This window comes from Candidatus Lernaella stagnicola (assembly GCA_030765525.1).
GTDB lineage: Bacteria > Lernaellota > Lernaellaia > Lernaellales > Lernaellaceae > Lernaella > Lernaella stagnicola.
The window spans coordinates 1-24,629 of record JAVCCK010000003.1 but is presented as its reverse complement, the minus strand read 5'-3'; the positions used below and the strand labels follow the sequence as shown (position 1 = coordinate 24,629).

The window sequence follows — 24,629 nt, the reverse complement described above, 5'->3', positions numbered from 1 at the left end:
AGGTAACTGTTTTCGCGCCGCGAGGTGCGGAGCTGGGAGATGTCTCATGAAGCGCCTGCTATTTCTTTTTCTGGCCCTCTTTTTTCTTCTTTGCTTCGCTACTGCCTGCCCGCCCGACGACGACGACGACAACGATGACGCCTCGCCGGTTGACGACGACGCGACCGACGACGACGCGGTTGACGATGATACGACGCCGGGAGACGACGATGATGATGACGATGACGACAACAATGACGACAACGACGACGATGATGACGACAACGACGATGATGATAACGACGACGATGTAACGCCGGTCGACGATCTTTTCGTCGAACGGGTCGACGGCGGCATGGTTGAGGAAGAAGGCGTCGCGATGTTGCGCCTGGACGGCAACGCCGCACTCGTCGCCGCGATCAAGGCGCGCGGACTGGTCTTCTATCAAATCAACGGCAAGTCGGTCTCATCCGTCAAAATTGCGCCGTTCGTGACACAACCGGCGATTGCGCGCGCGCCCTCGGGTGTGGTCCACCTGGCCGCCCGATCCGAAACGGGCGGTGTGGTCTATGCGACCAATCAAACCGGCCCATGGCAAAACGAGATGCTGCCGGGAATCGGCGAAATTTATGGGCCACCGGTGGTGGAAGTGGACCGTGACGGCGTTCCCCATGTCGTGGTGTATGAGCCGGCAACGGGACGGGTCACGCACGGGGAGAAGATCGACGGGTCGTGGACGATGACGTTGGTCGGCGAGTCCGAAGAAGAGAAAATGACGCCGAGTCTTACCGTGGACGACGACGATAGGCTGCACGTCGCCTACGGCAACGGCACCTTGATTCATGCGGTGCGGGACGGCGGGACGTGGCAGAGCGAAGTCGCTGATGCGACGAACCGGACCGGTAGGGTGTCGGACCTGCTCGTCGATCCGCAAGGCGCGGTGCACATCGTATACCAGCGATACACGGGGTCGGACACGTATTACGCGACCAACGCCTCCGGCGCGTGGCAAAGCGAAATGATCGTCGACAACCGTCCGCTGCAGTTGCGTCTCAAACAGGACGCGGCCGGGTATTTGTACGTGGGCATGTCGGGCGACGCATATTCGGGCGCGTATCTGATCTACGCCACCAACCGTTCGGGCCAATGGGTGTCCGAGAAACCGACGCTAACGCGGGGCGCGGCGGCGGGCGTTGGTTTCGATATCGATCCTTCCGGCGTGGCGCACTTCGCCTACGCCGCGGTATTTCCGGTCAACGCCTTAATGTACGCGACCAACGGCCACGGCTTGTGGAGTTCGGGAACAGTCGATCCGGGCGAGGAACGCGGCTGGGAAAATACGATCGCGTTGACAGCCGGCGGGCGGGCCCACTTCGCGTACTACGACCGCTACCAGAGCAACGTGTTACACGCCGAGAAAACCGGTGGGCAATGGGAGATTAGCTTGCCGGACGATTCGGAAATCTACGCGTCGGGGCCGGCGATCGACTTAGACAGCCAAGACGAACCGCACATCGCGTATTACGACGGGACCAACGGTCGCTTAAAGTATGTCCGAAGAGAAAGCGGCCAGTGGCAGAAAGAAAACGTTACGTTGCTTGGCGGTCAGGGCGGCTGCGCCGATATGAAACTGGACGCCGACGGCTACGCTCACATCGCGTTCCACGGTGGCGATACCGAGGATCTGAAATACACCACGAACCGCTCCGGCCATTGGAACACCGAAGCGATCGGCATGCTCGGCTACTATTGCCACGAGCTGGAGCTGGCGATTGACGCCGCAGGCGTTGTCCATATTGGATACGTCGACGACGAATCCGAGCAAATCATGTACGCCACGAACGCCGCGGGCGAGTGGCAAACGGAAGTTGTCTACGAGAACGTCGGGGTTCCCAACGGCGGTGTGTCGCTGGCGGTGACGCCACTTGGTCAGCCGCACCTATTGTTCGTTCATCCACACGACAGCGGATTCGCGTACGCCGTGAAAGAAGCCGATCAATGGACCGTCGAGACGGCGGCGTACTATCCCTTTGTTTGGCGGTATCACGGCTTGGTGCTCGACGCCGACGGCGCCGCGCATATCGTCTTTTACGATTCGGACAGCGACCTGATTGTGTACGGATCGAACGAGAACGGCGCTTGGCAGACGGCGACGTTGGATCCAGCCGATTACATCTCATCCTATCTAGACCTGGCGATCGATGGCGCCGGGAACCTGCACGTGAGCAACCATCGCGAAGGTTCGCTGTGGCACTTGGTGTTTCCGCAGGGTTACGGTTTGCTGGGCGGCGACGATGACGACGACGATGATGACGATGATGACGACAATGATGACGACGACAATGACGATAATGACGACGATGACAATGACGACGATGATGACGACGACAACGACGACAACGACGATGATGACGATACGACTGCCGGAAAACTCAGCGATTTGAGTATCGAGTGGATCGACGGCGGCTATCCCGACGGGAAAGACATCACGCTTGTGAGCGTCGCGCCGGACGACATCCTGATTGCCACGGGCAAATTCCGCGGCGCGGCGCTGGTGGGCACGCAACGCAAATCCATCCTGACCGAATCGATTCACACCCCGGCGGGCGCGCCCAGCGTAGTGATGGATGAGCACGGCGTGTTGCACGTGGCGCTTGTCGAGGACATTGCCGGCCAACTCTTGTACGGCACCGACGAGGCCGGAACCTGGAGTCTCGCACCCGTTACCGAGGCGTACGCGCCGAGCGAATTCGTGCGGCTTGCGCTGGCGCCGAACGGCTTACCGACCGTGCTCTTTTACGAAGAGGGAAGCGGTTTGCTCGCTGCCGTCGACAAGGGCGATGAGTGGGATGTGAACCCAGTCGACGCGGCCTGCGACTTCGAGCGCGGTTTCGATATCGCCTTCGACGCGGGAGGGACGCGCCACGTCATCTATCAACGGGAGACCGCGTGCTACTACGCCCACGACGAAGGCGGCGACTGGGCGAGTGAGGAACTGGGCTATTGCAGCGGCGGCGGGGCCGTCGCGGTAAGCGGCGACGGCGACGTGCATCTGGCCTATCAAGCGCTGCAAACGAAATATGCGCGAGGCTCGGCCGGTCACTGGCAGACCGAAACCGTGGCCACTTTCTCCGGTGTCGGCATTGCCATTGCCTTAGACACGAGTGGCCAACCGCATTTGAGTTTTATGCGGGACGAAGCGCGGGACGAAGCGTACGCGACCTATGCCGCGAAGGACGGCGAGGATTGGGTGCTCGAGGAAATCGACTACCTCTGGGGCGACAGTTTCATGACCGACATCGCGGTTGATGCGGACGGCGGGGTCTACGTGGTGTTGACCAATGATTATCGCGAGGATTATTCCATCTCGGAAATCGCCTTGGTAAGCAACTACTACGGAGTGTGGCTCACCGCCGATCCGTCACCGCGCTACGATGCGGGAAGCGAATCAGCCATGGCGGTCGACGCCGACGGCCACGTGCACGTCAGCTATCGCGTCGACGACCGCAACGACGCACTGTCCTACGCCACAAACAAGATGGGCTTCTGGCAGGTCGAACCTGTCGAAGCGGGCATCTCTATCGGTTACAACAGCGCGATCGACACGGATGCCGACGGCTACGCGCATATCGTCTACGGCGCGGCCGGATCGGATAACGTGCATTACGCAACGAATCGCTCGGGCGCGTGGGAAGTTGATCCGCTGGGCGCTGCTGCGTCCACGGGCGGGCATGCCGCGATCGTGGTCGACGAGGACGGCGCGCGACATATCGCGTATCACGCCTTGAACGGCAATGTCATGTACGCCCGGCAACTCGCCGGTAAATGGTCGTGGCAGGCGGTGGCGAGCACCAACCAAGCGGCGTATCTGTCGATGAGAGTGGACGGCGACGGCAACGTGCATCTGATGTACTACACGGGCGACATCTACTACGCCAACAATGTCGGCGGCACGTGGCAAAGCGAACTGGTCGACGACCGCGTGTTTTCCGGCAAGTGGTCGGCCTTCGATTTCGATCCGAGCGGTGCGATTCACGTGATCTACAACTACCAATCCGCGAGCCCCGACAAGTACTCGGGCTTGCGCTACGCCACCAACGCTTCGGGCGAGTGGATCACGGATACGATCGACACCGCCACGTCGGGCGATGGCTACAACTCGCTCGCGGTGGACGCCGACGGCGATTTGCACATCACGTATCACCACGGGCAAACGCTGCGCTACGTGCATACCGAGAGCGGCACGTGGTCCTACACGACCATCGATCAATTCGGTGACGTTGGTGAGTTCTCCAGCTTGGGGTTGGACGGCGAGGGCAATGTTCACGTTACGTATCACGGCGTCGCCGGTTTGTGGTACGCGACATTCCCGGAAGGTTTCGACGGCCCCTGAGCCTACCAGCGCATGATGATCGTGCCCCAGGTGAAGCCGGCGCCGAAGGCGGCAAAGCCGACAATCGACCCGTCCTTGATCAGGCCCTTTTTCTTGGCTTCGTAGGTCACGATCGGCATGGTGGCCGCGGTGGTGTTGCCGTACACATCGATGTTGTTGAGCGTCTTGTCCAACGGAATATCCAGCCCCTGGCAGACGAACTCGTTGATGCGCAGGTTCGCTTGGTGGAAGACCCAGAAGTCGACATCTTGGATGCCCAGGCCCGCTTTCTCACAAGCGGTTTTCATGGATTCGGGCAGCTTGCGGATCGCATGGGCGAACACGAGTTGCCCTTTCATCTGCGGGAAGAGGCGCTTCTCGTCGAGCATCTTGTGGGTCAGTCGCGGGTGAAACACCGAACCCTCGGCCTCGGTCCACAGGGCCTTGGCGTATTTGCCGTCCCCGTGCAGGTCGGTGCCGAGCACGCCGGGGCCGTCCTGGCCGTCGGTGGCTTGGGCGACGAACACGCCGGCGCCGTCACCGAAGATCACGGAAACGTCGCGACCGCGCGTGGAGAAGTCGAGGCCGGTGGAGTGGATTTCCGAGCCGGTTACCAGGATGGTCTTGTACAGTCCGGTCTTGATCCACGCGTCGGCGATGGCCAGGGAGTATAAAAAGCCGGTGCATTGGTTGCGAATATCGACGACGGCGCAGCCGTTGAGCCCGAGGCGGTCTTGCACGAAAGGTGCGATCCCCGGGAACATGTGGTCCATGCTCAACGTGGCTGAGACCACGGCCTCGATTTCGTCCTTCTCGATACCGGCCTCCTTGATGGCCGTTAGGGCGGCCTGTTCGATCATGTCGGCGCTGGTCATTCCGGGCGGCACGTAACGGCGCTCGCGAATGCCGGTGCGCTGGATGATCCACTCGTCGTTGGTGTCCATGAGTTTGGCCAAATCGTGGTTGGTGACGACGCGATCGGGCACGTACATTCCGGTGCCGACGACTTTCATGTTGGGCATGGGCAACTCCCTACAATTTGGTTTTTCGCAAATACTCCGCCACCTTCTCAGGCGGCGTGGGGTTGATATGGTACCCGGTGCCTATCTCAAACCCGCCGAGCTGAGTCAACCGCGGCGTGATTTCAATGTGCCAATGATAATAGGCCGGATGGCAATCTTGAAGGGGGGAAGTGTGGATGATGAAATTGAATGCGAATACGCCCAACGCGCGGTCAAGCAGCTTCATCGTGTGCGAGACGATCTTCGCCAGGAAGGTGATTTGATCGTCGCGAATCTCGTGAAAGCACGGCGCGTAGCGGCGCGGCAGAATCCACAATTCGAAAGGAAAACGCGAGGCGAAGGGGGCGATGGTCACGAAGTCGGGGTTGTCGGTGACCAGCCGCTCGCCGTAGCGAAGTTCCTGATTGACGATGTCGAGATAAACATTTCGTTCTTTGAAGCTGTAATAATCGGCGGCGCCTTCCAGTTCTTCAGTGACGACGCTCGGCACCATCGGCAGAGCGATCAATTGGCTGTGGCCGTGCAACTGCGTAGCGCCCGCCAACCGGCCCTCGTTCTTGAACGCCAGCACGTACTTCAGGCGCGCGTCGCGCTGCAGGTCGCGGCTGCGGTCGCGGAAAGCGCTGAATACCAATTCCAGCTCATGCTCGTTGTAGTCGACCAGCCGTTTGTCTGGATCCGGCGTTTCGATCACGACTTCATGCGCGCCGATTCCCGACATTTTGTCGTAGAGGCCGATTCCTTCGCGCTCGATCTCACCTTCCACCTTCAGGGCGGGGAACTTGTTGGGAACCACGCGCAGTGCCCACGGCGCCTTTCCCGATTCATCGGCATAGCGCAGAATCTCGGGCGGTGTGAGGTATTCGTTGCCCGGCAAAAAGGGATCAATTTCCGGACTCGGCGAGTCCGGCGGCAGCGCCACGCCCATCGGACGCTTCGCGCGGTCGGTGGCGATGATTACCCATCGCCCGGTGATCGGGTCTTTTCGCAGTTCAACCATTCTTCACTCGTTTTGGCTTGCGCGGTTTCAATACCGTGCCGAACGAGGCGGTCAGCGTCAGTGTTTTCGTTTCATTTTCTTCCATATGGAATCGATCGACCAGGCCCACCGCGGTTCCCTGATACGTGCGCTCGAACCCGCCCTCGCTTTGGCTGACGGTTTCGATCGGGTAGTGCCATAGCTCCGCCGGTTCGCCGACGACAAACTCCACCGCGAGATCCCGCCAGGCATCGTTAACCGAAAACTCCCGAACGGAATCGATCGTACCGCGCGTGTTCATCAGCCAACTGTCATCGCCCACGGCGAGCCAGCGATCAGGCGCGTCGGCGGCCAGGAGCGTGAGATTCCATTGCCGCACGATATAAACATCCAGCGGGCCGCCCAGATTCTCAATGACCGTTTCGATTTGCATCTTCGGGGCGGTCGTACTGATCAGGTAGCGTTTGGTCAACATGACCGGGTGCACTTCGCCGTCGGCGTAAAGCCCGCCCCGGCGTCGCATTTCGACCACGATCCGGGTCTTGGTTTTGCTCGTGCCGACCAGTTCGAAGGGTTGATTGACGAAGTCTCCCAATTCCCCGTAGCGGCTGGTGGCAAAGGTATCGGCATCGGACCAGGGGGCGAGAAAGTGGTCCAGCGCGCTGTAACGGTTGTACCAATCGTAATAGAGCAGGCTGGTTAGGCCCTCCTGCTTGACCCGCACGATGTCGTGGATGCTTTTGGGGTGGCCGTTGGACACCGGCGGCGCGGTGAGTTTGTCGTGATAAATTTCGCGACGGCGGGCCAGCACGTCGGTCAGGTTGTGTCCGGTTCGACGGTCGACAAGTTCGTAGACCGATGCGCCGTAGGCCGGCATCAGGACGAGGGAAAGGTGCTCGGTTTCCACGAGGACTTCGTCGTTGCCGTCGGCGTCATGATCGACGACTTCCACGTTGGGCAGGCCGAGAATTTCGTCGGCCAACACTTCGGCGCGGTACATCTCGCGCGCCACGCCGTCGCGCAGATAGTTGAGGTATAGGCCGCCGAACAGGCCATGCCAATACGCGCAATTGCACTGGCTGCGCAGCAAGTGTTGGCGTGCCAGTTTTGCTTTCGGGGAATCCTCTATTTCGGCGGCGCGACGCGTTTTGTTCGATACGCGAATCATTCGTTTGTGGAGGCGGTTCGCCTCGGGGTATTTCGCCAGGAAATTGTCCCAGAAACCGCCGCGAATAAAGGGCGCGATTCTCTCCCAGGAGCCGTCGCGCTTGGCCGCCGCGGTAATATTCGAAAGCTCAATGCCCGCGTCGACCGGCAGCGACCATTCGGTCATTTCATGGTAACTCGCAGTCGGCATGTACATGCGGCCGGCCGGCCGTTCGCTATCGAGGATGTCGGCGAAGTGGGCCGTCTCGATATCGGCCGCCTCTTCGATGGCGATTAAGAATTTTTCCAACCACTTCTTTTCATAGACCCACTCGTACGTTTCAGGCCAAACGCCGAATTTCTCGCCGTCGTCGGCATAGGTCGCCACCGGCGCCGCGAATCGTCCGAGCATCATGCGCAAATACGCGGCGATGTTCTCGGGCTGGTCGAAGGGGATTTTGTAACGCAGCACGCGATCGATCGGAAACACGGCCGTCGTATATCCGTGCCGCTCGGTGACGAAGTAGCCGGCGATCTTTTCTTTCGGTATCCCGGCGTAGCGAAAGTGCGTTTCGTCGGCGATGGTGAATTCCACGCCCGCCTGGCCCAGCAGCACGGGTAGGGACGGCTCCCAGATGCGCTCGGTGAGCCACGCGCCGCGTATATTCGCGCCGAGTCGTTTTTTCGCCCACTGCTTCATCAGATCGAGTTGCTCGAGCGCGTCGTCGATGGGAATCGCCGTGAGGATAGGTTCGTAGAATCCGCCGCCGAGAATTTCGATCTGGCCGCTGTCGACCATGGCCGCCAACGTGTCGATGTACTCGGGGTGGTTGGCTTCCATCCATTCGAGTAAACAGCCGCTGTAATGCAGCGAGGCTTTGATGGTTGGATGCTCGGCGAGCTTCTCCAGCAGCGGTCGGTAACATTTCTCGAACGATTCAATCATCACGTGGCCGAAGTTGCCGACGGGTTGATGGTTGTGCAGTCCGAAGGTCAAGCGCACTTTTTTATTCACAGGTGTTTCTCTCCCGAAGACTTCTCAGTCTCTCGCTACACACTCCAGTTGACGCTGTCGTAGCCGGCATCGGGGATGGTGACGGAGATACGGCCGTTTTTCGGAAAGCGGTCTTCCTCGACGTCACCTTTGACGATCTGGACCACGAAGCCGATTTTCTCGCCGACCTCCCAATTCAGTAAACTTGTCGGTACGGCGATTTCCACGACGTCGAACGCGCCGACTTTACCCTCGTTGCCCACCAACCGCCAGGAGCCTTCACTGTCGGGCTCCCAAAGCGAAAAGTGACGCGGCGCGCCCTCGGCAAGCACCAGCGGCAGACGAATTTGCCACTCCCGCTTGTTGACGAAGTGCACGCGAATCTCCAGGTCGGCGCTGAATCCGAGTAACTCGGCCGAGGGGTCGAGACGCAGATAAAAGCGCTCGGTATCGAAACCGAAATACAGGCCATCCAACAAACTTTTGGATAGATGCATGCTGCCGCGCGCCTTGGACAGGTCGAGGGCACCCGCATCGGCCCACTCGTAAAAGTGCGTCACCTTGCCATCGATTTCCGGCTGAATCAATGCTAACGGCATCGATACCAGGACCTCGCGGCGCGTGACGTGGATCGGCTCTTCAAGGTAGTGCGGCGGCGTTTCGCCTAGGGCTCGGTGAGCGTTGGCGAGCTTCTGCCGGAACAGGTGATCGAAGTCGGCGTCATTGTCGCTGGTGAAGTCGTCGTCGTACCACCAAAACCAGTCGGAACCCTCGGCCTGATACAACTGCTCGAAGGCCGCCGCGAGGGTTTTCTCATCGACGCCGCCGGATTGTTGGCGCTCGACCAAATGCGACCGCGTGCGATCGATCAGCGCCCACCCTTGGTTTTCTTCCCGACCACCGATCCAAATGCCGAAATCCGCGTTGATCCAACTGCCGCTATGCAGGCGGTCGATGGTCTTGCGCGGCGGATGTTCGTCCAGAGCCTGGCGCAGCGACACTGGCCGGAAGCGCGTATCGGCAACCAATTGCGAGTACAAGAGGTCAAGAAAACGCTCGCCGCCGTCAGGGTAGTATTCCCAAGGGTTCTCGCCGTCGAGAATGATGCTGACGGTGCCGCCGGGGGCACTTTGCTGGATACGCGACAAATGGCCGATGAAATCGGCCACGGCGGTGCTCGGGTCGTTTTTCGCGTAGGTGAAGCCGATGAGGTCCGACAAATAGCGGTCGCGGAAAAACACGGCCACTTCCGTCTCGCCGTGTCGCGCGATGTAGGGCTCGAACAAGGCGCTGCGCGGCGCGCCACCCAACGACCGGAACAGGACCGCCTCGTCGGTCGCGACCCACTTGAGCCCCGCCTCACTCCAGAAGGGTATCAATTCCGGGCAAACGGATCCCTCGCTGGGCCACATCCCCGCCGGAGCCTGGCCGAACAGCTCGGTGTAATACGCGACGCCGCGGTCGATCTGAGCCTTGGCGTCGGCGGGAAACGCGAATTCGCCGGGGAGGCGGGCGTTGGGCATGCTGCGTCGCACGACTTCCGAGCCGACCAGAATGGGCAGAATCGGGTGATACATCGGCGTCGTGGAAATTTCGACGCGACCGTCTTCGAGCAGCTTCTTCCAGGCCGGAATGATTTGATTGACGATTTCGGCCTGCACGTCGAGTACCAAAGCCTTCTCGACTTCGGAGAAACCCGTGCCTTTGCGAATCAGCGGCGCAATACGCTTGTCCCGTTGGGCCGTGAAACCGAACCACGAGAGGTTGAACCACACTTGCAGATCGCGCAGGTCCTGGGTGGAAAACAGCTTTACGGCCCGGTCAATCGTGTCGTCGTAGACGTTGTGGCCGCGGCGGTCGAGCAGCCGCGCGTATCCTGGGTGGCGGCGCACCATCGTGTCCCAATTGGACATGAAGAAGTAGCGCAGAACGAAGCGGCGTTCCTCTTCGGTCAAATCGGCGGCGCTGGTGCGGGACAGACGCAGGAAGGTGTCGTCGAGATCGTCGCGCTCGCCGTAAGCGCTGATTTGGGCCAACAGGCTGGGCACGACGTTGATCGTGCACGCCATCTCCGGGTGCCGGGTGAGCATGGCGTTCATGTCGTGATACGCCTTGGTGGCGTGCAGACGCACCCAGGGCAGCAGAATGTCGCCCGTTGGGTCGTCGAGATAATAAGGCTGGTGCATGTGCCAAAGGAAAGCGACACGCAGCGGCTGGGTCATCGCGGCCTCACTCAATCACCGTGCCGCGGGGAATGACCGTGATTCCCCCCGCCGTGACGGTAAAGCCCCGTTCGCGATCTTTGTCGTGGTCGATGCCGATCTCCATGTGCGGGGGGATTTTGACGAATTTGTCGATAACCGCCCGGCGAATCCGCGCGTAGCGACCCACATCGACGCCCTCGAAAATCACGCTCTCTTCCACTTGGCTGTAACTGTTGATGCGCACGAAGGGGCTCAGGATCGTGCGGTCGATATGACCGCCGCTGACGATGCAGCCCTCGCTGACCAGCGAGTCGGTGGCGATACCCACGCGCCGCGATTTCTCGTCGGCGAAGACGAATTTCGCGGGCGGCCCTTGTTTGTAGTAGGTGTGGATCGGCCATTCACGGTTGTGTAGATCCACAACCGGATTCACGCTTACCAGGTCGAGGGAGGTTTGGAAGTAGGTGTCCAGATCGCCGACATCCCGCCAATAGCCCTGCTCGCGTTCGCTTTGCCCCGGCACGACGTTGGTGGCGAAGTCGTACACGAAGACTTTTCGCTTTTTGTACGTCAGCGGAATGATGCTGCGGCCGAAATCGTGCACGCTGTCTTTGTTTTTGCTGTCGCGCTCGATTTCTTCGAGCAACGTGTCGGTGTTGAAGATGTAATTGCCCATGCTGACCAAGGCGCGGGTGGGGTCGTTGGGCATCGGCGCCGGGTGGTGGGGCTTTTCGGCGAAGCCGATCAGGCGACCGTCTTTATTCACTTCCATTACGCCGAACCTGTGCGCCTCTTCGATCGGCACGGGGATCGCCGTGATGGAAATGTCGGCGCCCTTGGCTTGGTGGAACAGCAGCATTTGGCGCACATCCATCTTATAGATGTGGTCGGCGCCGAAAACGATTACGTGGTCCGGGTTTTCGTCGGTGATGATGTGCAGGCTCTGAAAAATCGCGTCGGCGCTGCCTTTGTACCAATCGGGCCCCTTGCGCATTTGCGCCGGGACGAAGTCGATGAAAAAACCAAATTGGGAATTGAACCGGTAACCGCGTGTGACGTGCTTAATCAGGCTGTCGGACTTGTACTGCGAGAGGATTTTGATCTTGTAGAAACCGCTGTTGACGAAATTGGACAGCACGAAATCGACGATGCGGTAACGCGCTCCGAAGGGCACGGCGGGCTTCGCGCGGTGCAGCGTCAAGGGTTGCAGCCGCCGTCCTTCGCCGCCGGCTAAAATCATGGTCAGTATGCGATTTGGATTGATGCCCATATTCCCGATTCCTTGACGTGCTGGAACAAACTGCCGTGCGCCTCGCGCTTCCGGCGATTCATTCAATCCGGATGCCTACTCCCGGCCAACCGCTCGAAAGCCAACATGGCGGCTCCAATAATGCCCGCGTCGTTTCCGAGGGTGGCTCGCTCGATTCTCACGTTTTCGCCGGGTATCCGATAAGCGCGTTTTCGAACCTCATCCCGCGTGGTCTGAGCCATCAGGTCGTAACCCGCACTCACGCCGCCGCCTACCACGAACAAGGGAACATTAAGCACGTTGAGAATCGACGCAATCATCATTCCCAGATAGCGAGCGGCGCGATGGAAGACCTCTTGGGCCACCGCGTCGCCACTTGTGGCGGCTTCGTAAACCATTTTCGGCGTGAGACGCTCGGGGCGGCCGCCCGCCAATTCCAGCAACTTAACTCCCGGCGTGTCAGGGGTCAGAGCCTCGCGCGCCATCCTCACCAAGGCGGTGCCGGAAGCGTATTGTTCCACGCAGCCCCAGCTCCCGCAGCCGCAGGGATGGCCCTCGGGCTCGACGATGACGTGGCCGATTTCGCCCGCCATGCCCCAGGCGCCGCGCCAGAGTTTCCCCTCAAGAATGACCGCGCCGCCGATCCCGGTACCCAGCGTGATAAACACCATCGAGTCGACATCGTGGCCCGTGCCGTGGATGAATTCGCCCAGGCCGGCGACGTTCGCGTCGTTCTCGATCGTGACGGGCAGGCCGGTCTTTTCTCGCAGCGGCCCGCACAGGTCAACGTCGTACCAGCCGGGGAAATTCGGGCTCTGGCTGATCAGGCCGCTATCGGGATAAATACCGCCCGGACAACCGATGCCGACGCCGACTAAATCCGAATCCCCTGCCTGCCGAGACAAATCCGCCACCACGTCACCGAGGCGGGCGATGACCGCGGTGGGCGAAAGGTCGGCTCCGGTCGGCACGTTGACCGTGTCGCCCAGTTTACCGTTACGATCGACCAACGCCCCTTTGATGTTGGTGCCGCCCAAATCGATAGCGATGGCTCGCCCCGTCATTCCGCGCCCTCTTTGTCTTTGATGTAAATGTCCGGCAGGTGCCGGAAGCGTCCCTCAAAATCGAGGCCGTAGCCGATCACAAAGCGATCCGGTATGCGAAAGCCGACGACCGGGTTTTCGAGTTGAAAATCACGGTGTCGTTCTTTCGTCAGCAACACCACCGAAGTGATGCTCGCCGCGCCCATGGCCATGAGATGTTGCCGGCAAAACGCCAGGGTCTGTCCGCTGTCGAGGATATCGTCTACCAACACCACGTCGTGTTCCTTGACGTTCCACGTCAGGCCCGAAAGCATCGTCAACTCGCCGCTCTCCGTGCCGCCGCGGTAGCTGGTGACCCGCAGGAAATCGACTTTCGCATCGAGTTGATAGGCGCGGATCAGGTCGGTCATGACGAACAGCGCGCCATCCAGGATACCGACGAAGGTAACTTCGTGGTTACCGAGTTGATGTCGCAGGTCGGCGCCGATTTCTTCCAAACGCTGGCCGATCTGATGATTCGAAAGCAGCAGCACAAATCCGTCGGGAATCAAGACATCCTCCTGCTTGCGGAGTTATCGGTCACACCCGCGGAGCGTCGTGGCCGGATACGAACGAAAGCGCCATCAACATTCACGCATAGTCTAATTGTTTTGCGACTTGATGTCAGTCGGAAAACAATAAAACCCGATAAGAAACCGCTTACTTCCGTTTGATTTTGTGCAAATAGCCGCGATAAATGAAATGCGCCTCGTTCGTTGAGATAAAGGCGTCCGGATCGCGATTGAGGACAATGTCATTGAGGTAGGGCAGATCCCGCCGGCGCGTCACGACGATCAGGATCGAAACTGCGCCGTCTTTGCCGCGCCCGTCGGCCTCGGTGACGCCGAAACCGGCGTTGCGCAGATCGCGGATCACAAGGTCCGGCATCTCCCGGCTGACAATCGTGACTCGCACGTTACCGGGGGCGAGCCATTCTTCGATCCGGATGCCGAGCACCGTTCCGGTTCCGAAACCAAAGCAATAACCAAAGAATTTCGCCCACGCCATATCGGCACCGGCGCCGACGACGTGGGAGAGCGCGAATAGGAAAATCGATACTTCAATGGTTCCGATAGTGCCCGCAATCCACTTGCGGCCGCGCACGGTAAAGAGCATGCGCAGCGTACCGAGACTGACGTCACACAGCCGCAGCGTGAAAACGAGGGCAAAACCGCCGATGGCCTCCCACATAGCGCGCTCCTTTTTTTTCGATTCTCGGGCGCGGATTTATCGCTTGCGGGCACGAAAGTCAATGCCTTTTTTGCCGCCGCAAAGCGTTTGCATGGTGGTATGCTGCAAAATCGCTCGAAAAGGAGTATCGAGGTGAGAAATCGATTGCGAATGAGCTTCTGGCCGGCCATGGCGCTGATGTGGGCGCTGCTCGGCTGTAGTAAGTCGCTACCGCCGTTGGCGCTGACCCTCCATCCCGGCACGACCGATCAATACCATGTCACCATTGATATGTACGACGATATGCGCCGTCAAGGGAGCTTCCAAACCAAGTGGGAGTCCCATCAAATTCTTGATCTGGAACTGCGTGTTCTGCCTACGGAGGAAGACGGCCGACACCGGGTGGCCTTTGCCGTTAGCCGGGCGCAACTAGCCGTCGAGGCTCCGGGCGAATATACGGAACGCTTTGACACCAAGAACGACGCCGGTGAACCCACAACCACGGAATTGGCCTACTTGGCGCTCCTGGACAAGGAATTGACGTTGCTTGTCGATCAGGAGGGGCGGGTTGTTGAGATGGGCGGTATGGAAGCCGTGCGCGCCGATCTGCGTCGTCGCGTGCCCGATAAGCAACTGCATGCCGTGGAGCAAGCGCTTGCCGCGATGTACGGCGCGGGCTTCTGGGGCAATCTGTTTGAAAGTTACTGGGCGCCTCTGGCGTCGGCGAAAGGGAAAAGCCTTGACACCTGGCCGTCGCCGGGCGCGTTTTACCAGCCGGCCTTCGGCGAGATTGTGTACACGCAGGAAAACGTCCTCGGCGATGGGGCAACCAATCCCGCGACGGTCGAATTCTCCGGAGCGATTCGCGCCTCGGAGCAAGCCAAAGATGGCCGCGGTCGTGTGCCGGTCAATCCGGTTCCATTTCGGCTGCTCAGCGGCACGGTGAAGGGACGCATGTTGCTCGATCGCAGGAAGGGGCGGCTGGAATCTTTGTCGCGGACGATCGTACTGTTAATCGCTGCGGGCGAAAAACGGCGCTCACCGCAACGTCGCATGACGGTCAAAACCCATCTCGAGCGTCTCTAGCGGCGGGGGCGGCGCTTGACACTGCGTGGGCCATGAAGTAGCAAAAGATGGCATTTTTATTCGAGAAAAGGTGGATCAGAATGCGGCGATCTCGAATCGTGACAGCGGTTTTTCTGGCGGCGGCGGTATTCGTCTCGTTGGGTATGGGAGACTTGGGCGTCGAGGCGGATAAAACCCCGCGCGCCCCCAAACAGGATTTCACGGGCACGGTGACCGACCGCAGCATGAATACGCTTGCGGTCAGCCACATGCATTGCGAGGGCAAGACTTCCATTAAGGGCTACCTCGGGGAAATCCGCGTCACGCTTGATTTTAAGAACGTGGAAAGCGTTGTTTTCGCGGCGGCCGCCGCGGGCGGTTTTACTCCGGGAACCGTTGCGTTGCGCGACGGTCAAATCAAGAGCATGCGGTTTAAAAACCTGACGCGGTGCTACGGCCAAACGGATCTCGGGCACATGATGGTTCGCGTCAAAGATTTGCGCAGCATACGCTTCGATGAACCACCGGCACCCGAAACCGGTGACGAATAGCTCGGCGTTTCGTTTCCGGAACACGGTACACATAGGTTTCTCGTATCATGAAAAAACAATCCTCTGGCAAGCGGAAGTGGATTTGGCTCATTGTTGTACTCGTGTTGATTGCCGCGGGTATCGGCGCGTATTTTTTATTGTCTGGGGAGAAAGCGATTCCCGTCCAGACGGGGAAAATCTCCAGCGGTGAATTACGGCAGATCGTTTCGGCCTCCGGTCAGGTCGACCCGGCCGTGCGCGTGGAAATCAGTGCCAACATCTCGGCCCAGATTGAACGGCTGCACGTGCACGAGGGCGAACACGTCAAAAAGGGGCAGTTGCTCCTGTCGCTGGACAACCAGCGTTACCACGCCAACAACCAACAGGCCGCAGCCGGATTGAAGGCCGCGCGGGCGCAGGTGCGACTTGGTCGCGCGCGGCTCGAACTGGCACAAAAGACCTTCGAACGGCAGCAGGATTTGTTTGCCAAGAAGCTCACCACCAAAGAGGCGCTGGACGCGACCGAAACCGAGTTGCGCGTCGCCGAGGCGAGCGTGGCCGTCGCGCAGGACAACGTCAGCCAGGCGGCGGCTGGTTTGCGAATAACTCAGGACGAGTTGTCGAAAACGACGATTCGCTCGCCGATGGACGGCGTCGTGACCCGCCTCAACAAGGAAGAGGGCGAAATCGCGCTGGGCAGTGTGTTCTCGCGCGATGTGATCATGGAAGTGTCCGACCCCGGCAAAATCATCGCCACCGTGGAAGTTGACGAGGCCGACGTCGTCCTTATCGAGGTGGGCGATGCAGCGACGGTGGAGATCGACGCATTGCCCGATAGGAAATTCGCGGCCACGGTCATCGAGATCGCCGGCAGCGCCATGCAGCAGCAGCAACTGGGGACGCAGGAAGAAACGGTGGCGTTCGAGGTCAACGTGTTGCTGGAAGGCGATACCAGCCAAACCCGGCCCGGCATGAGCGCCACGGCCGACATCGTGACCGAGGTCAAGGTCGGTGTTTTCCAAGTGCCGATCCAATGCATCACGATGCGCGACCCGGAGGCGTTGGCAAAGCCGGCCGAGGGCGAAGAGAAAAGTGAAGAGGCCGGTGCCGCCAAGGACATGGGCGCGGCGGTGGTCGGCGATATTTCCAAGATGAAGGAAATGCTCTTCCGCATAGAGGATAACCGCGTGCATCCGCTGTGGGTCGAAACGGGCATCAGCTCCGACACCCACATGGAAATTACCGGAGAGAATCTGGCGGAAGATATCCAAGTTATCTGCGGCCCTTTCAAAACCCTGAACCGCATGTTGAAGCCTGATGACCTGGTGGAAATCCAACCCGGCGGGCCGCCCATGTAACGGAGCCTGACGTGTCGCTGATTGAATGCCGCGCGTTGACCAAAACCTACATCATGGGCGAGATGGAGGTCCATGCGCTCTCCGGTGTGGATCTGAGTATCAAGCCCGGTGAGTACGTGGCCGTCATGGGTCCTTCGGGGTCCGGCAAATCCACTTTGATGAACATGCTCGGGTGCCTCGATACGCCCACCGGCGGCAGTTACGTGTTGGACGGGGAGGCCGTCGAAGATCTCACCGACGACGAACTGGCCGATATCCGCAACCAAAAAATCGGCTTCGTATTTCAAACCTTCAACTTGTTGCCGCGCGCCACGGCACTCGCCAACGTCGAATTGCCGCTGGTCTACGGCGGCGCGACGGGGCACGAGCGGCGAGACCGCGCCCGCGAAGCGTTGACCCAAGTCGGGCTTGGCGAACGAACCGATCACCGGCCCAACGAAATGTCCGGCGGTGAGCGACAGCGCGTGGCGATCGCCCGGGCGCTGGTGGGGCGGCCCTCGTTGATCCTGGCCGACGAACCGACGGGCAACCTCGATTCGAAGACCAGCTATGAAATTATGGAACTGCTGAAAGACCTGCACGAGCAGGGCAACACGATCATTCTCGTAACACACGAGGAAGAGATCAGTCGGTACGCCCACCGCGTCGTGCGGCTGCGCGACGGGCGAATTGAAAGCGACACGCCGAATCCGGATCCGCGATGAGAGCGATGTGGGAAAGCTTTGTCATGGCGCTGAGTTCGTTGCGCGCCAACAAAATGCGATCGTTGCTGACAACCCTTGGCATCGTGATCGGCATCACCACGATTATCGCCATCGTCTCGATCGTGGAGGGGCTGAACGACGCTTTTGCCGCTGAACTCGATTCGATCGGTCAAGGCGTCTTGTACGTCCAAAAGTTCCCGTGGGCCAACAACGATTGGCGCAAGTTCCGCCACCATCCGGACATTTCGATGAAGGAATACGACGCCATCGTCAGCAGCGGCCGGCTGGTCAACGGCGCCAGCCCCATGCGCTATACGCGGCGAACCGTGAAGTGGAAAAACCGGAGTATGGACCTCGTGCAGGTCAGTGGCGTCAATTCGCAATACGCCATGATTCGCAATGTGTACCCCAGCAAAGGGCGGTTTTTTACCCCGCCGGATGTCGAAGGCGGCCGCCCGATTTGTCTGCTCGGGTTCGACGTGGCCGAACGCTTGTTTGGAGTGCGAAACCCTATTGGCCAGCGCGTCCGCATCGGCAACAATCTTTTCGAAGTCGTCGGGGTGATGGCCAAGCGCGGCGACTTTTTCGACCAGAATCTCGATCAATTCGTGTTGGTGCCGCACACTACGTTTTCCAAGGTGATCGAACGCGGCCGGCAGCGCTTTTCCATCGTTGTGAAAGTGGCCGACGCGACCTCTATCGCGGCCGCCAAAGACGAACTTCGCGGCATTCTGCGGCGCGTCCGCAAGGTGCCCCTGAACAAGCCGGACAATTTTGCCGTTAACGAAGTCGACGTGCTGCGCGAACTTTACGAGAAGCTCACCGGCAGCCTGTACGCCGCGATGTTCGCCGTGGCCGGCATCAGCCTGTTGGTCGGCGGTATCGGCATCATGAACATCATGCTCGTGTCGGTGACCGAGCGCACGCGGGAGATCGGCATTCGCAAAGCGCTGGGCGCGCGGCGGCGTTGGATCCTCATGCAGTTCCTCTTCGAGGCGGCGGTGATCGCCTCCATTGGGGGCGTGCTCGGCGTACTGGGCGGGGCAGGGGTGGCCAAGCTCGTGGCTTCGGCGACGCCACTGCCTGCTTCGGTGAAAATGTGGAGCGTCGTGGTGGGCATCAGCTTCTCCAGCGCCGTGGGATTGATTTTCGGCTTCTTCCCGGCCCGCGCCGCGGCCAAAAAAGACCCGATTGAGGCGTTGGGTTACGAATGAAGTGGTTTCGCCGCAAGCAACGCCGAATTCACCGGCGCATCAGCCTGATCGAAAACCTGCGTATCGCCCTGCGTTCGATTAGAAGCAACAAGATGCGCACCGGCTTGACGAGTTTGGGCATTATCATCGGCGTGGCGACGGTGATTGCGATGATGTCGGTGGTCGGCGGAATCGATAACGTGGTGACCAGCGAGTTTTCGCGCCTCGGCGCCGACGTGTTTTTTATCCAGAAATACCCCGCCATTGCGATCACGTTCGACTGGAACAAGTACCGCCGCCGACCGGACCTGACCATGGAAGACGCCCACGCGATTCAACGCAAAGCCCGCTTGGTCGATATGGTCAGCCCCTTCGTGTATCGCTGGCGCGGCGACACGATCCGTGCCGAAGGGCGCAAGACCGATCCGGATGTCGGCATTGCCGCCGCGACGGAAACCTACCTGCCGGTTACCGGCATGAATCTGGACGGCGGCCGGAATTTCACACCGCATGAGGTGCTCGCCGGGACGCGCGTGGCGGTGGTCGGTTACGACGTTCTGGATCGCTTGTTTCCCTACGGCAATCCGGTCGGTCGCTTCATTCGCGTGCGGGGCGATCGCTTCCGCATCGTGGGCGTGGCCGAACGGCAGGGCGCTGTGTTCGGGGACAGTCGCGATAACTTCGTGGCGATTCCGCTGGGCGCGTTTACGCGGAAATGGAAAATTCGCGACCAATTACAGATCCATATGAAGGCGAAGCAAGACGTGCCCGTGGACATGGCGATCGAGGAAGTGCGGGCGATCCTGCGCATTCGCCACAAGCTGAAACTGACCGAGGCCGACGATTTCGAAATCGAAACCCGCGAAAGTATGATGAGTTCTTACAACAGCCTCACCGGTTCGATTTTCATTGCGGCGATCGGCATTGCGATGATCTCGCTGCTGGTCGGCGGCATTGGGATCATGAACATCATGCTGGTCTCGGTGCGCGAACGCACGCGGGAGATCGGGGTCCGCAAGGCGCTAGGCGCGCGCCGCCGCGACATTTCCCGGCAATTCCTCATCGAGGCGGTGACGCTTTCGCTACTTGGCGGGTTGATCGGCATCGGGTTGGCCGTCGGGGGCTTGCTGTTGGTGGGCAAGTTCGTCGACAGCCTGCCGATTACCATCGCGGCGAGTTCGATTGTGCTGGCCGTTAGTTTTTCGGTGGGAACGGGCGTCTTTTTCGGCGTTTATCCCGCCCGCAAAGCGGCCAAGCTCGACCCCATCGAGGCGTTGCGTTACGAGTAGGCGCTGCGGTTACTTAGGCGGCGCATTCCGCCATGCAGGCGCCCCACTCGTCGCAGCCGGAGATGCCGGCGCAGCCGAAAATGCAATCGATCAGTTCCGGATCGGCTTCGGACAAGTCGTTTTCGCACACCTCGACGCACTCATCCATTGTCTCGACGCCCGCGTAATCCCAATATTCTTCGCCGAAGCACTCGAGTCCGCGTTCACAAAGGCTTTGGCAATCGGCGCCGCCGGTTGGCCCGGCATCGTCGTCACCACTGTCGTCATCGTCATCGTCGCCGCAAGCGATAATCGTCGTGAAAGACAGACAAACGACAATCAACATCGCAAAAAAGTACCACCGCATTTTCATCTCATCCTCCCGTAGGGTTCTCAACATCCCGCCGCTAACGATTTCGTCGAAAAACTCTTGTCAGCGCCGGTAGACTCCAGTTTACGTCCCGATTGGCCAATTTCCTGTGTCAAGATAGATCATCGTATGACCTGCCCCAACGGAAATCAATTGCAGCCGCAGCCGGAATCATCATCATCATCATCAGCGTCATCGGTGTCATTCGCGCCGCCGAATGTGTCGTCGTCAGCGCCGGATGTGTCGTCATCGGACGTATTGTCGTCATCGGATGTGTCGTCGTCGTCATCAATCGGTGTCGGTTCTTGTGTGTCCGTCACCGTTAATACCTGGTTGACGGCCACGTCGGTGAGCACTTCGGTGCTGCCGCCGGGGAAGTCGACGACGATTTCGTCGATCGTCTCGGCATCGCCCACGCCGATGTGTGCCACGAGGTCATCCTGGACCGTCGTGCCCGTGCCGCCCTGGATTTCCCGCAGGTACGTGGTCTCGCCGACGGTGACGCTGATGCGTGCGCCCAAGGCGGCGGCGTTGGCGGCCCAGCCCTCGGCTTTGATCTTGATCCAGTTGCCCTGGTCGGCGATCTCGTTGCGCCACAGGCCGGTGGCGAACAGGTCCATATCGCCGTCGCCGTCGTAGTCGGCCCAGGCGCTGCCCCAGCCGTTATCGACCCAGATGCCCGCGGCGTAAGTTGCCGGTTCGAAGCTGAGCGCGCCGTCTTCCACCAGCCGGTTCAGGTAGAAGTGGCTTTGGTAGCCGACGTACACGGTGGTGATGAACAGGTCGAGGTCGGCGTCGTTGTCCACGTCGACCAGGTTCGGATTGCTGTGGGTTTCACAATACTCGACGCCGCTTTCGGCAAAGACGTTGGTGAACTCGAAATCGGGCTCGCCGCTGGAGAGCAGCACCATCGTCTTGTCGGAAAAATCGATGAACCGCGGGTGGGCGAGGTTGGCGTCGACCACGTCCCAATCGCCGTCGAGGTCCAGATCGCCCCAGGCCGAACCGATCGTGTGCCCGTAGTAGTTGTCGATGTTCTCGCCCATCAAATTCAGTTCTTCCGACTGCTCGCTGAACGACTCGCCGTTCTGGTTGACCCACATGAAGTTTTGGTCGAGGCGGTAGTTGCTGACATGGATGTCGGTGAAGCCGTCGCGGTTGAAATCGATCCACTGAATGCCGCGGGCGCACTGGAAGATCCCCTCGTGCATGCCCAGCGCGTCGGCGCTTTCGGTAAAGGTGAGGTCGCCGTTGTTGACGTAGAACTTATCCCACGGGCAACTGCTCATGTCGCGTTCGTACACGCCTGCGTAAACGTCGACGTAGCCGTCGTTGTTGAAATCGCCGACCGCCATCGCCTCCGTGTTTTCATAGTTGAGGTATTCCTCGCCGCCGAAGGCTTCGAAGCTCAGGTCGGTGAAGGTGCCGTCGCCGTTGTTGTGCAGGAAACGGTTGTAGTGCGCGTTGTACGAAGACGTCGAGACGTAAATATCCAAGTAGCCGTCGTTGTCGAAATCGGCCCAGATGCCGCCGCTGCCCGGCATGTCGGTGAGGCCGGCGCTTTGGGTCACTTCGGTGAAAGTGCCGTCGCCGTTGTTCTCGAAAAGCTGGCTGCCGCGGATGAGCAGGTCGGGATCGCCGTCGTTGTCGTAGTCGGCCCAGGCGGGTCGGCCGTTGGTGCGGGGCAGGCCGGCGTCGTCGGAAATATCGTGAAAGTATTTATCGGCCTCGTCGATCTGGTCGTGGTAGTCGACCAGCGCGCGAATCATGTATGCGTAACAGCCGTCGCCGCCGCCGATGTAATACCACTCGCCGTCTTCGCTGTTGTAGTACTGGATACGAATGTCGGGGGAGGGATTCGAGGAGTCGAGACGAACCGACGGGTAGCCGTCTTCGAGATGCATGACGCCCACATGGAAATCGGACCAAGGGCCGATCTCGACACCGGCCGCCGACACGTCGAACTCGTACCAGTCGACCCCCGCGGCAACGGTTTGGGTGATAGGCGTGATCAAATCGACGCTGAGGTCGGGGTTGTTGCCGCCGAACTCCGCCCAAACATGAACTTCGATGTCCGCCGCTACGTCGGACTCCAGCATCAGGTAGGTCGTCTTGAGTGTTGCCGGGTGCGCCGTGCTCAGGCGAAACGCCTGGACGTCTCCGGTGTGGATGTTCGTGCGTACCGATTCGTCGCTGCCGTCGTCGTATTGAATCAGCACTTCCTCGGCCAACGCCGGGGTGATGGTGAGCATCAAAACCAAAATCGTGAAGATCGCCTTACGGAACATGTCCCCTCCTCCAAGCGGCCGGTTCGCCGCGAAACGCTGTCCGATTGTACGCGGAACGGGCGGGGGTTTGACAAGCGCCCTCATCCGGCTTGCCAATTGTGCCGCTTTTGTGTTAAACATTTGCGGCTTACGTATGGGCGGGTGTAGCTCAATTGGCAGAGCACCGGTCTCCAAAACCGGGGGTTGTAGGTTCGATTCCTGCCACCCGTGCCAGAAAAAGGCCTCGAAACCAAAGCGGTTTCGGGGCCTTTTGTTTGTGAGCTCGGGCTTTGCATCATCCGCCGCCCGGTGTTCTTCGTACAGACAAATTCCACACGGCGCCCCCATCTCCCTATTTGCCGTGGGAAGGAAAGCCTGTTCGACACCGTGCCAACAACCTCAATTTCCAAGAAAAGAACGGCACCCCGTCATGGGAAATACGGTGAAGAACTTCAGCAACGCGAGGATCACGCCCCCTATTGGCGACGATGTCGAGTTTCGCTCCCCAGCCTGAGGGGCGTGTCGTGCGACTAGGCCTTTTCAGGACTTCAGGCCCGGGGCTGACGAGTTTCCATACCCAGCCTGAGGGGCCTGTCCTGCGACAAACCGATCGTTGATTCCGACACTGTTTCCATACCCAGCCTGAGGGGCCTGTCCTGCGACTCGAAGGTCTCGTCAATAAGATAGGCGGGATAGAGTTTCCATACCCAGCCTGAGGGGCGTGTCCTGCGACACCGATTGGGGTTACTCGGAAGAAGAGAAAGCCGCCTGTTTCCATACCCAGCCTGAGGGGCGTGTCCTGCGACCGAGGACCGGTGGCATTGCGGCTATCGCTTCAACTCGTTTCCATACCCAGCCTGAGGGGCGTGTCCTGCGACAGCCGGCCTGTAAGGCTGGGAAATCACTGGGTGTTTTAAGCGGTTTTGACGCGACCCCCTGGCTAGGAAGTTATTTTGAGAGTAGGCTGGGGCGTTTTTTGGGGTGCAAATTCCGGAAAAACGATCTAACATTCGAATTTCACAGAGCTTTTCAGACTTGACGCGACTCAGGCTGAAGGAATCTCGCAGATGTTGCCGCTAATTGCTTGATAGATAAACATTTTTATCACTTTCGTTGCCTTCCTGCAAGAAAAATCACCTTTTCGCGTCAAAAACGTCGCGATTATCCATACCCAGGCTGAGGGGCGTGTCCTGCGACACATTTCCAAGGAGGAAAATCATGACTGTTCGTTTCCATACCCAGCCTGAGGGGCCTGTCGTGCGACCTGATCATGCTCCGGACTGGATGCACGGGCAACTGTGTTTCCATACCCAGCCTGAGGGGCCTGTCGTGCGACGTTTACGCCTCTGCCGGTTCGAACCGTTCGTGAGTTTCCATACCCAGCCTGAGGGGCCTGTCGTGCGACACCGACCTGTCGGCAGCAAGGATTATTTCTTTGTTTCCATACCCAGCCTGAGGGGCCTGTCGTGCGACCATTTTCCAGTGAAGAATGTTTTGGGACTCTTAAAGTTTCCATACCCAGCCTGAGGGGCCTGTCGTGCGACAGCCGGCCTGTAAGGCTGGGAAATCACTGGGCGTTTTAAGCGGTTTTGACGCGACCCCCTGGCTAGGAAGTTATTTTGAGAGTGGGCTGGGGCGTTTTTTGGGGTGCAAATTCCGGAAACACGATCTAACATT

General features: G+C 59.6%; 17 protein-coding genes, 1 tRNA gene and 2 CRISPR repeat arrays. Of the genes, 8 read left to right on the top strand and 10 right to left on the bottom strand.

Annotated features, from left to right (window positions below):
- Window positions 1–46 precede the first annotated feature (46 nt).
- Window positions 47–4,372: a hypothetical protein gene (locus P9L99_00625; protein MDP8221834.1), complete on the top strand. Its 4,326-nt coding sequence runs from the start codon at window positions 47–49 to the stop codon at window positions 4,370–4,372.
- 2 nt (window positions 4,373–4,374) lie between these two features.
- Here the strand turns inward: P9L99_00625 and P9L99_00620 are convergent, their stop codons facing one another.
- The 8 genes from P9L99_00620 to P9L99_00585 form a co-directional block, all read right to left on the bottom strand.
- A complete protein-coding gene (locus tag P9L99_00620) occupies window positions 4,375–5,373 on the bottom strand; it encodes a beta-ketoacyl-ACP synthase III (GenBank protein ID MDP8221833.1) in 999 nt (332 codons plus the stop codon).
- Between the two features lie 10 nt (window positions 5,374–5,383).
- The gene (locus P9L99_00615; protein ID MDP8221832.1) at window positions 5,384–6,373 is read right to left on the bottom strand and encodes a DUF4921 family protein; all 990 of its coding nucleotides are present in this window, start codon (window positions 6,371–6,373) and stop codon (window positions 5,384–5,386) included.
- A complete protein-coding gene (locus P9L99_00610; protein MDP8221831.1) occupies window positions 6,366–8,513 on the bottom strand; it encodes a DUF1926 domain-containing protein in 2,148 nt (715 codons plus the stop codon). Before P9L99_00610 ends, P9L99_00615 begins: the two co-directional genes overlap by 8 nt.
- Window positions 8,514–8,548: 35 nt before the next feature.
- Complete coding sequence (locus P9L99_00605; GenBank protein ID MDP8221830.1) at window positions 8,549–10,714, bottom strand: glycoside hydrolase family 57 protein; 2,166 nt, start codon at window positions 10,712–10,714, stop codon at window positions 8,549–8,551.
- A gap of 7 nt (window positions 10,715–10,721) precedes the next feature.
- Window positions 10,722–11,966, bottom strand: a complete 1,245-nt coding sequence (glgC, locus tag P9L99_00600; protein ID MDP8221829.1) for a glucose-1-phosphate adenylyltransferase — start codon at window positions 11,964–11,966, stop codon at window positions 10,722–10,724.
- A gap of 62 nt (window positions 11,967–12,028) precedes the next feature.
- The gene (locus P9L99_00595; GenBank protein ID MDP8221828.1) at window positions 12,029–13,009 is read right to left on the bottom strand and encodes an ROK family protein; all 981 of its coding nucleotides are present in this window, start codon (window positions 13,007–13,009) and stop codon (window positions 12,029–12,031) included.
- The gene (locus tag P9L99_00590) at window positions 13,006–13,539 is read right to left on the bottom strand and encodes a phosphoribosyltransferase family protein (GenBank protein MDP8221827.1); all 534 of its coding nucleotides are present in this window, start codon (window positions 13,537–13,539) and stop codon (window positions 13,006–13,008) included. Before P9L99_00590 ends, P9L99_00595 begins: the two co-directional genes overlap by 4 nt.
- A gap of 148 nt (window positions 13,540–13,687) precedes the next feature.
- Window positions 13,688–14,218 carry a DUF5698 domain-containing protein gene (locus tag P9L99_00585; protein MDP8221826.1) on the bottom strand — a complete coding sequence of 177 codons (531 nt, stop codon included), beginning with the start codon at window positions 14,216–14,218 and terminating at the stop codon, window positions 13,688–13,690.
- 132 nt (window positions 14,219–14,350) lie between these two features.
- Between P9L99_00585 and P9L99_00580 the strand changes: the two genes are divergently transcribed.
- The 6 genes from P9L99_00580 to P9L99_00555 all read left to right on the top strand — a co-directional run bounded on the left by P9L99_00580 (window position 14,351) and on the right by P9L99_00555 (window position 20,336).
- Window positions 14,351–15,283, top strand: coding sequence for a DUF6263 family protein (locus P9L99_00580; GenBank protein ID MDP8221825.1), 933 nt, complete (start codon window positions 14,351–14,353; stop codon window positions 15,281–15,283).
- An 80-nt stretch (window positions 15,284–15,363) separates the two neighbouring features.
- Window positions 15,364–15,813, top strand: a complete 450-nt coding sequence (locus P9L99_00575) for a hypothetical protein (GenBank protein ID MDP8221824.1) — start codon at window positions 15,364–15,366, stop codon at window positions 15,811–15,813.
- Window positions 15,814–15,860: 47 nt separating this feature from the next.
- Entirely contained in the window at window positions 15,861–17,150 is a 1,290-nt protein-coding gene (locus P9L99_00570) for an efflux RND transporter periplasmic adaptor subunit (GenBank protein ID MDP8221823.1), read from the top strand.
- Window positions 17,151–17,161: 11 nt separating this feature from the next.
- Window positions 17,162–17,854 (top strand): ABC transporter ATP-binding protein, encoded by a 693-nt coding sequence (locus P9L99_00565; protein MDP8221822.1) that lies wholly within the window; start codon window positions 17,162–17,164, stop codon window positions 17,852–17,854.
- Window positions 17,851–19,068, top strand: a complete 1,218-nt coding sequence (locus tag P9L99_00560; protein ID MDP8221821.1) for an ABC transporter permease — start codon at window positions 17,851–17,853, stop codon at window positions 19,066–19,068. Before P9L99_00565 ends, P9L99_00560 begins: the two co-directional genes overlap by 4 nt.
- Window positions 19,065–20,336 carry an ABC transporter permease gene (locus tag P9L99_00555; protein ID MDP8221820.1) on the top strand — a complete coding sequence of 424 codons (1,272 nt, stop codon included), beginning with the start codon at window positions 19,065–19,067 and terminating at the stop codon, window positions 20,334–20,336. Before P9L99_00560 ends, P9L99_00555 begins: the two co-directional genes overlap by 4 nt.
- A gap of 13 nt (window positions 20,337–20,349) precedes the next feature.
- Here P9L99_00555 and P9L99_00550 read toward each other — a convergent pair whose 3' ends face one another.
- On the bottom strand, window positions 20,350–20,688 hold the full coding sequence (locus P9L99_00550) for a hypothetical protein (protein ID MDP8221819.1): 339 nt from the start codon (window positions 20,686–20,688) through the stop codon (window positions 20,350–20,352).
- Between the two features lie 146 nt (window positions 20,689–20,834).
- The gene (locus P9L99_00545; GenBank protein MDP8221818.1) at window positions 20,835–22,973 is read right to left on the bottom strand and encodes a CRTAC1 family protein; all 2,139 of its coding nucleotides are present in this window, start codon (window positions 22,971–22,973) and stop codon (window positions 20,835–20,837) included.
- A 137-nt stretch (window positions 22,974–23,110) separates the two neighbouring features.
- On the opposite strand from P9L99_00545, the gene P9L99_00540 reads away from it, so the two are divergent.
- Window positions 23,111–23,186: transfer RNA gene (locus P9L99_00540), tRNA-Trp, on the top strand.
- A gap of 261 nt (window positions 23,187–23,447) precedes the next feature.
- Window positions 23,448–23,830: direct repeats of the CRISPR family, unit length 36 nt; unit sequence GTTTCCATACCCAGCCTGAGGGGCGTGTCCTGCGAC.
- Between the two features lie 283 nt (window positions 23,831–24,113).
- Window positions 24,114–24,496: a CRISPR direct-repeat array (repeat unit 36 nt; unit sequence GTTTCCATACCCAGCCTGAGGGGCCTGTCGTGCGAC).
- Window positions 24,497–24,629: the final 133 nt, after the last annotated feature.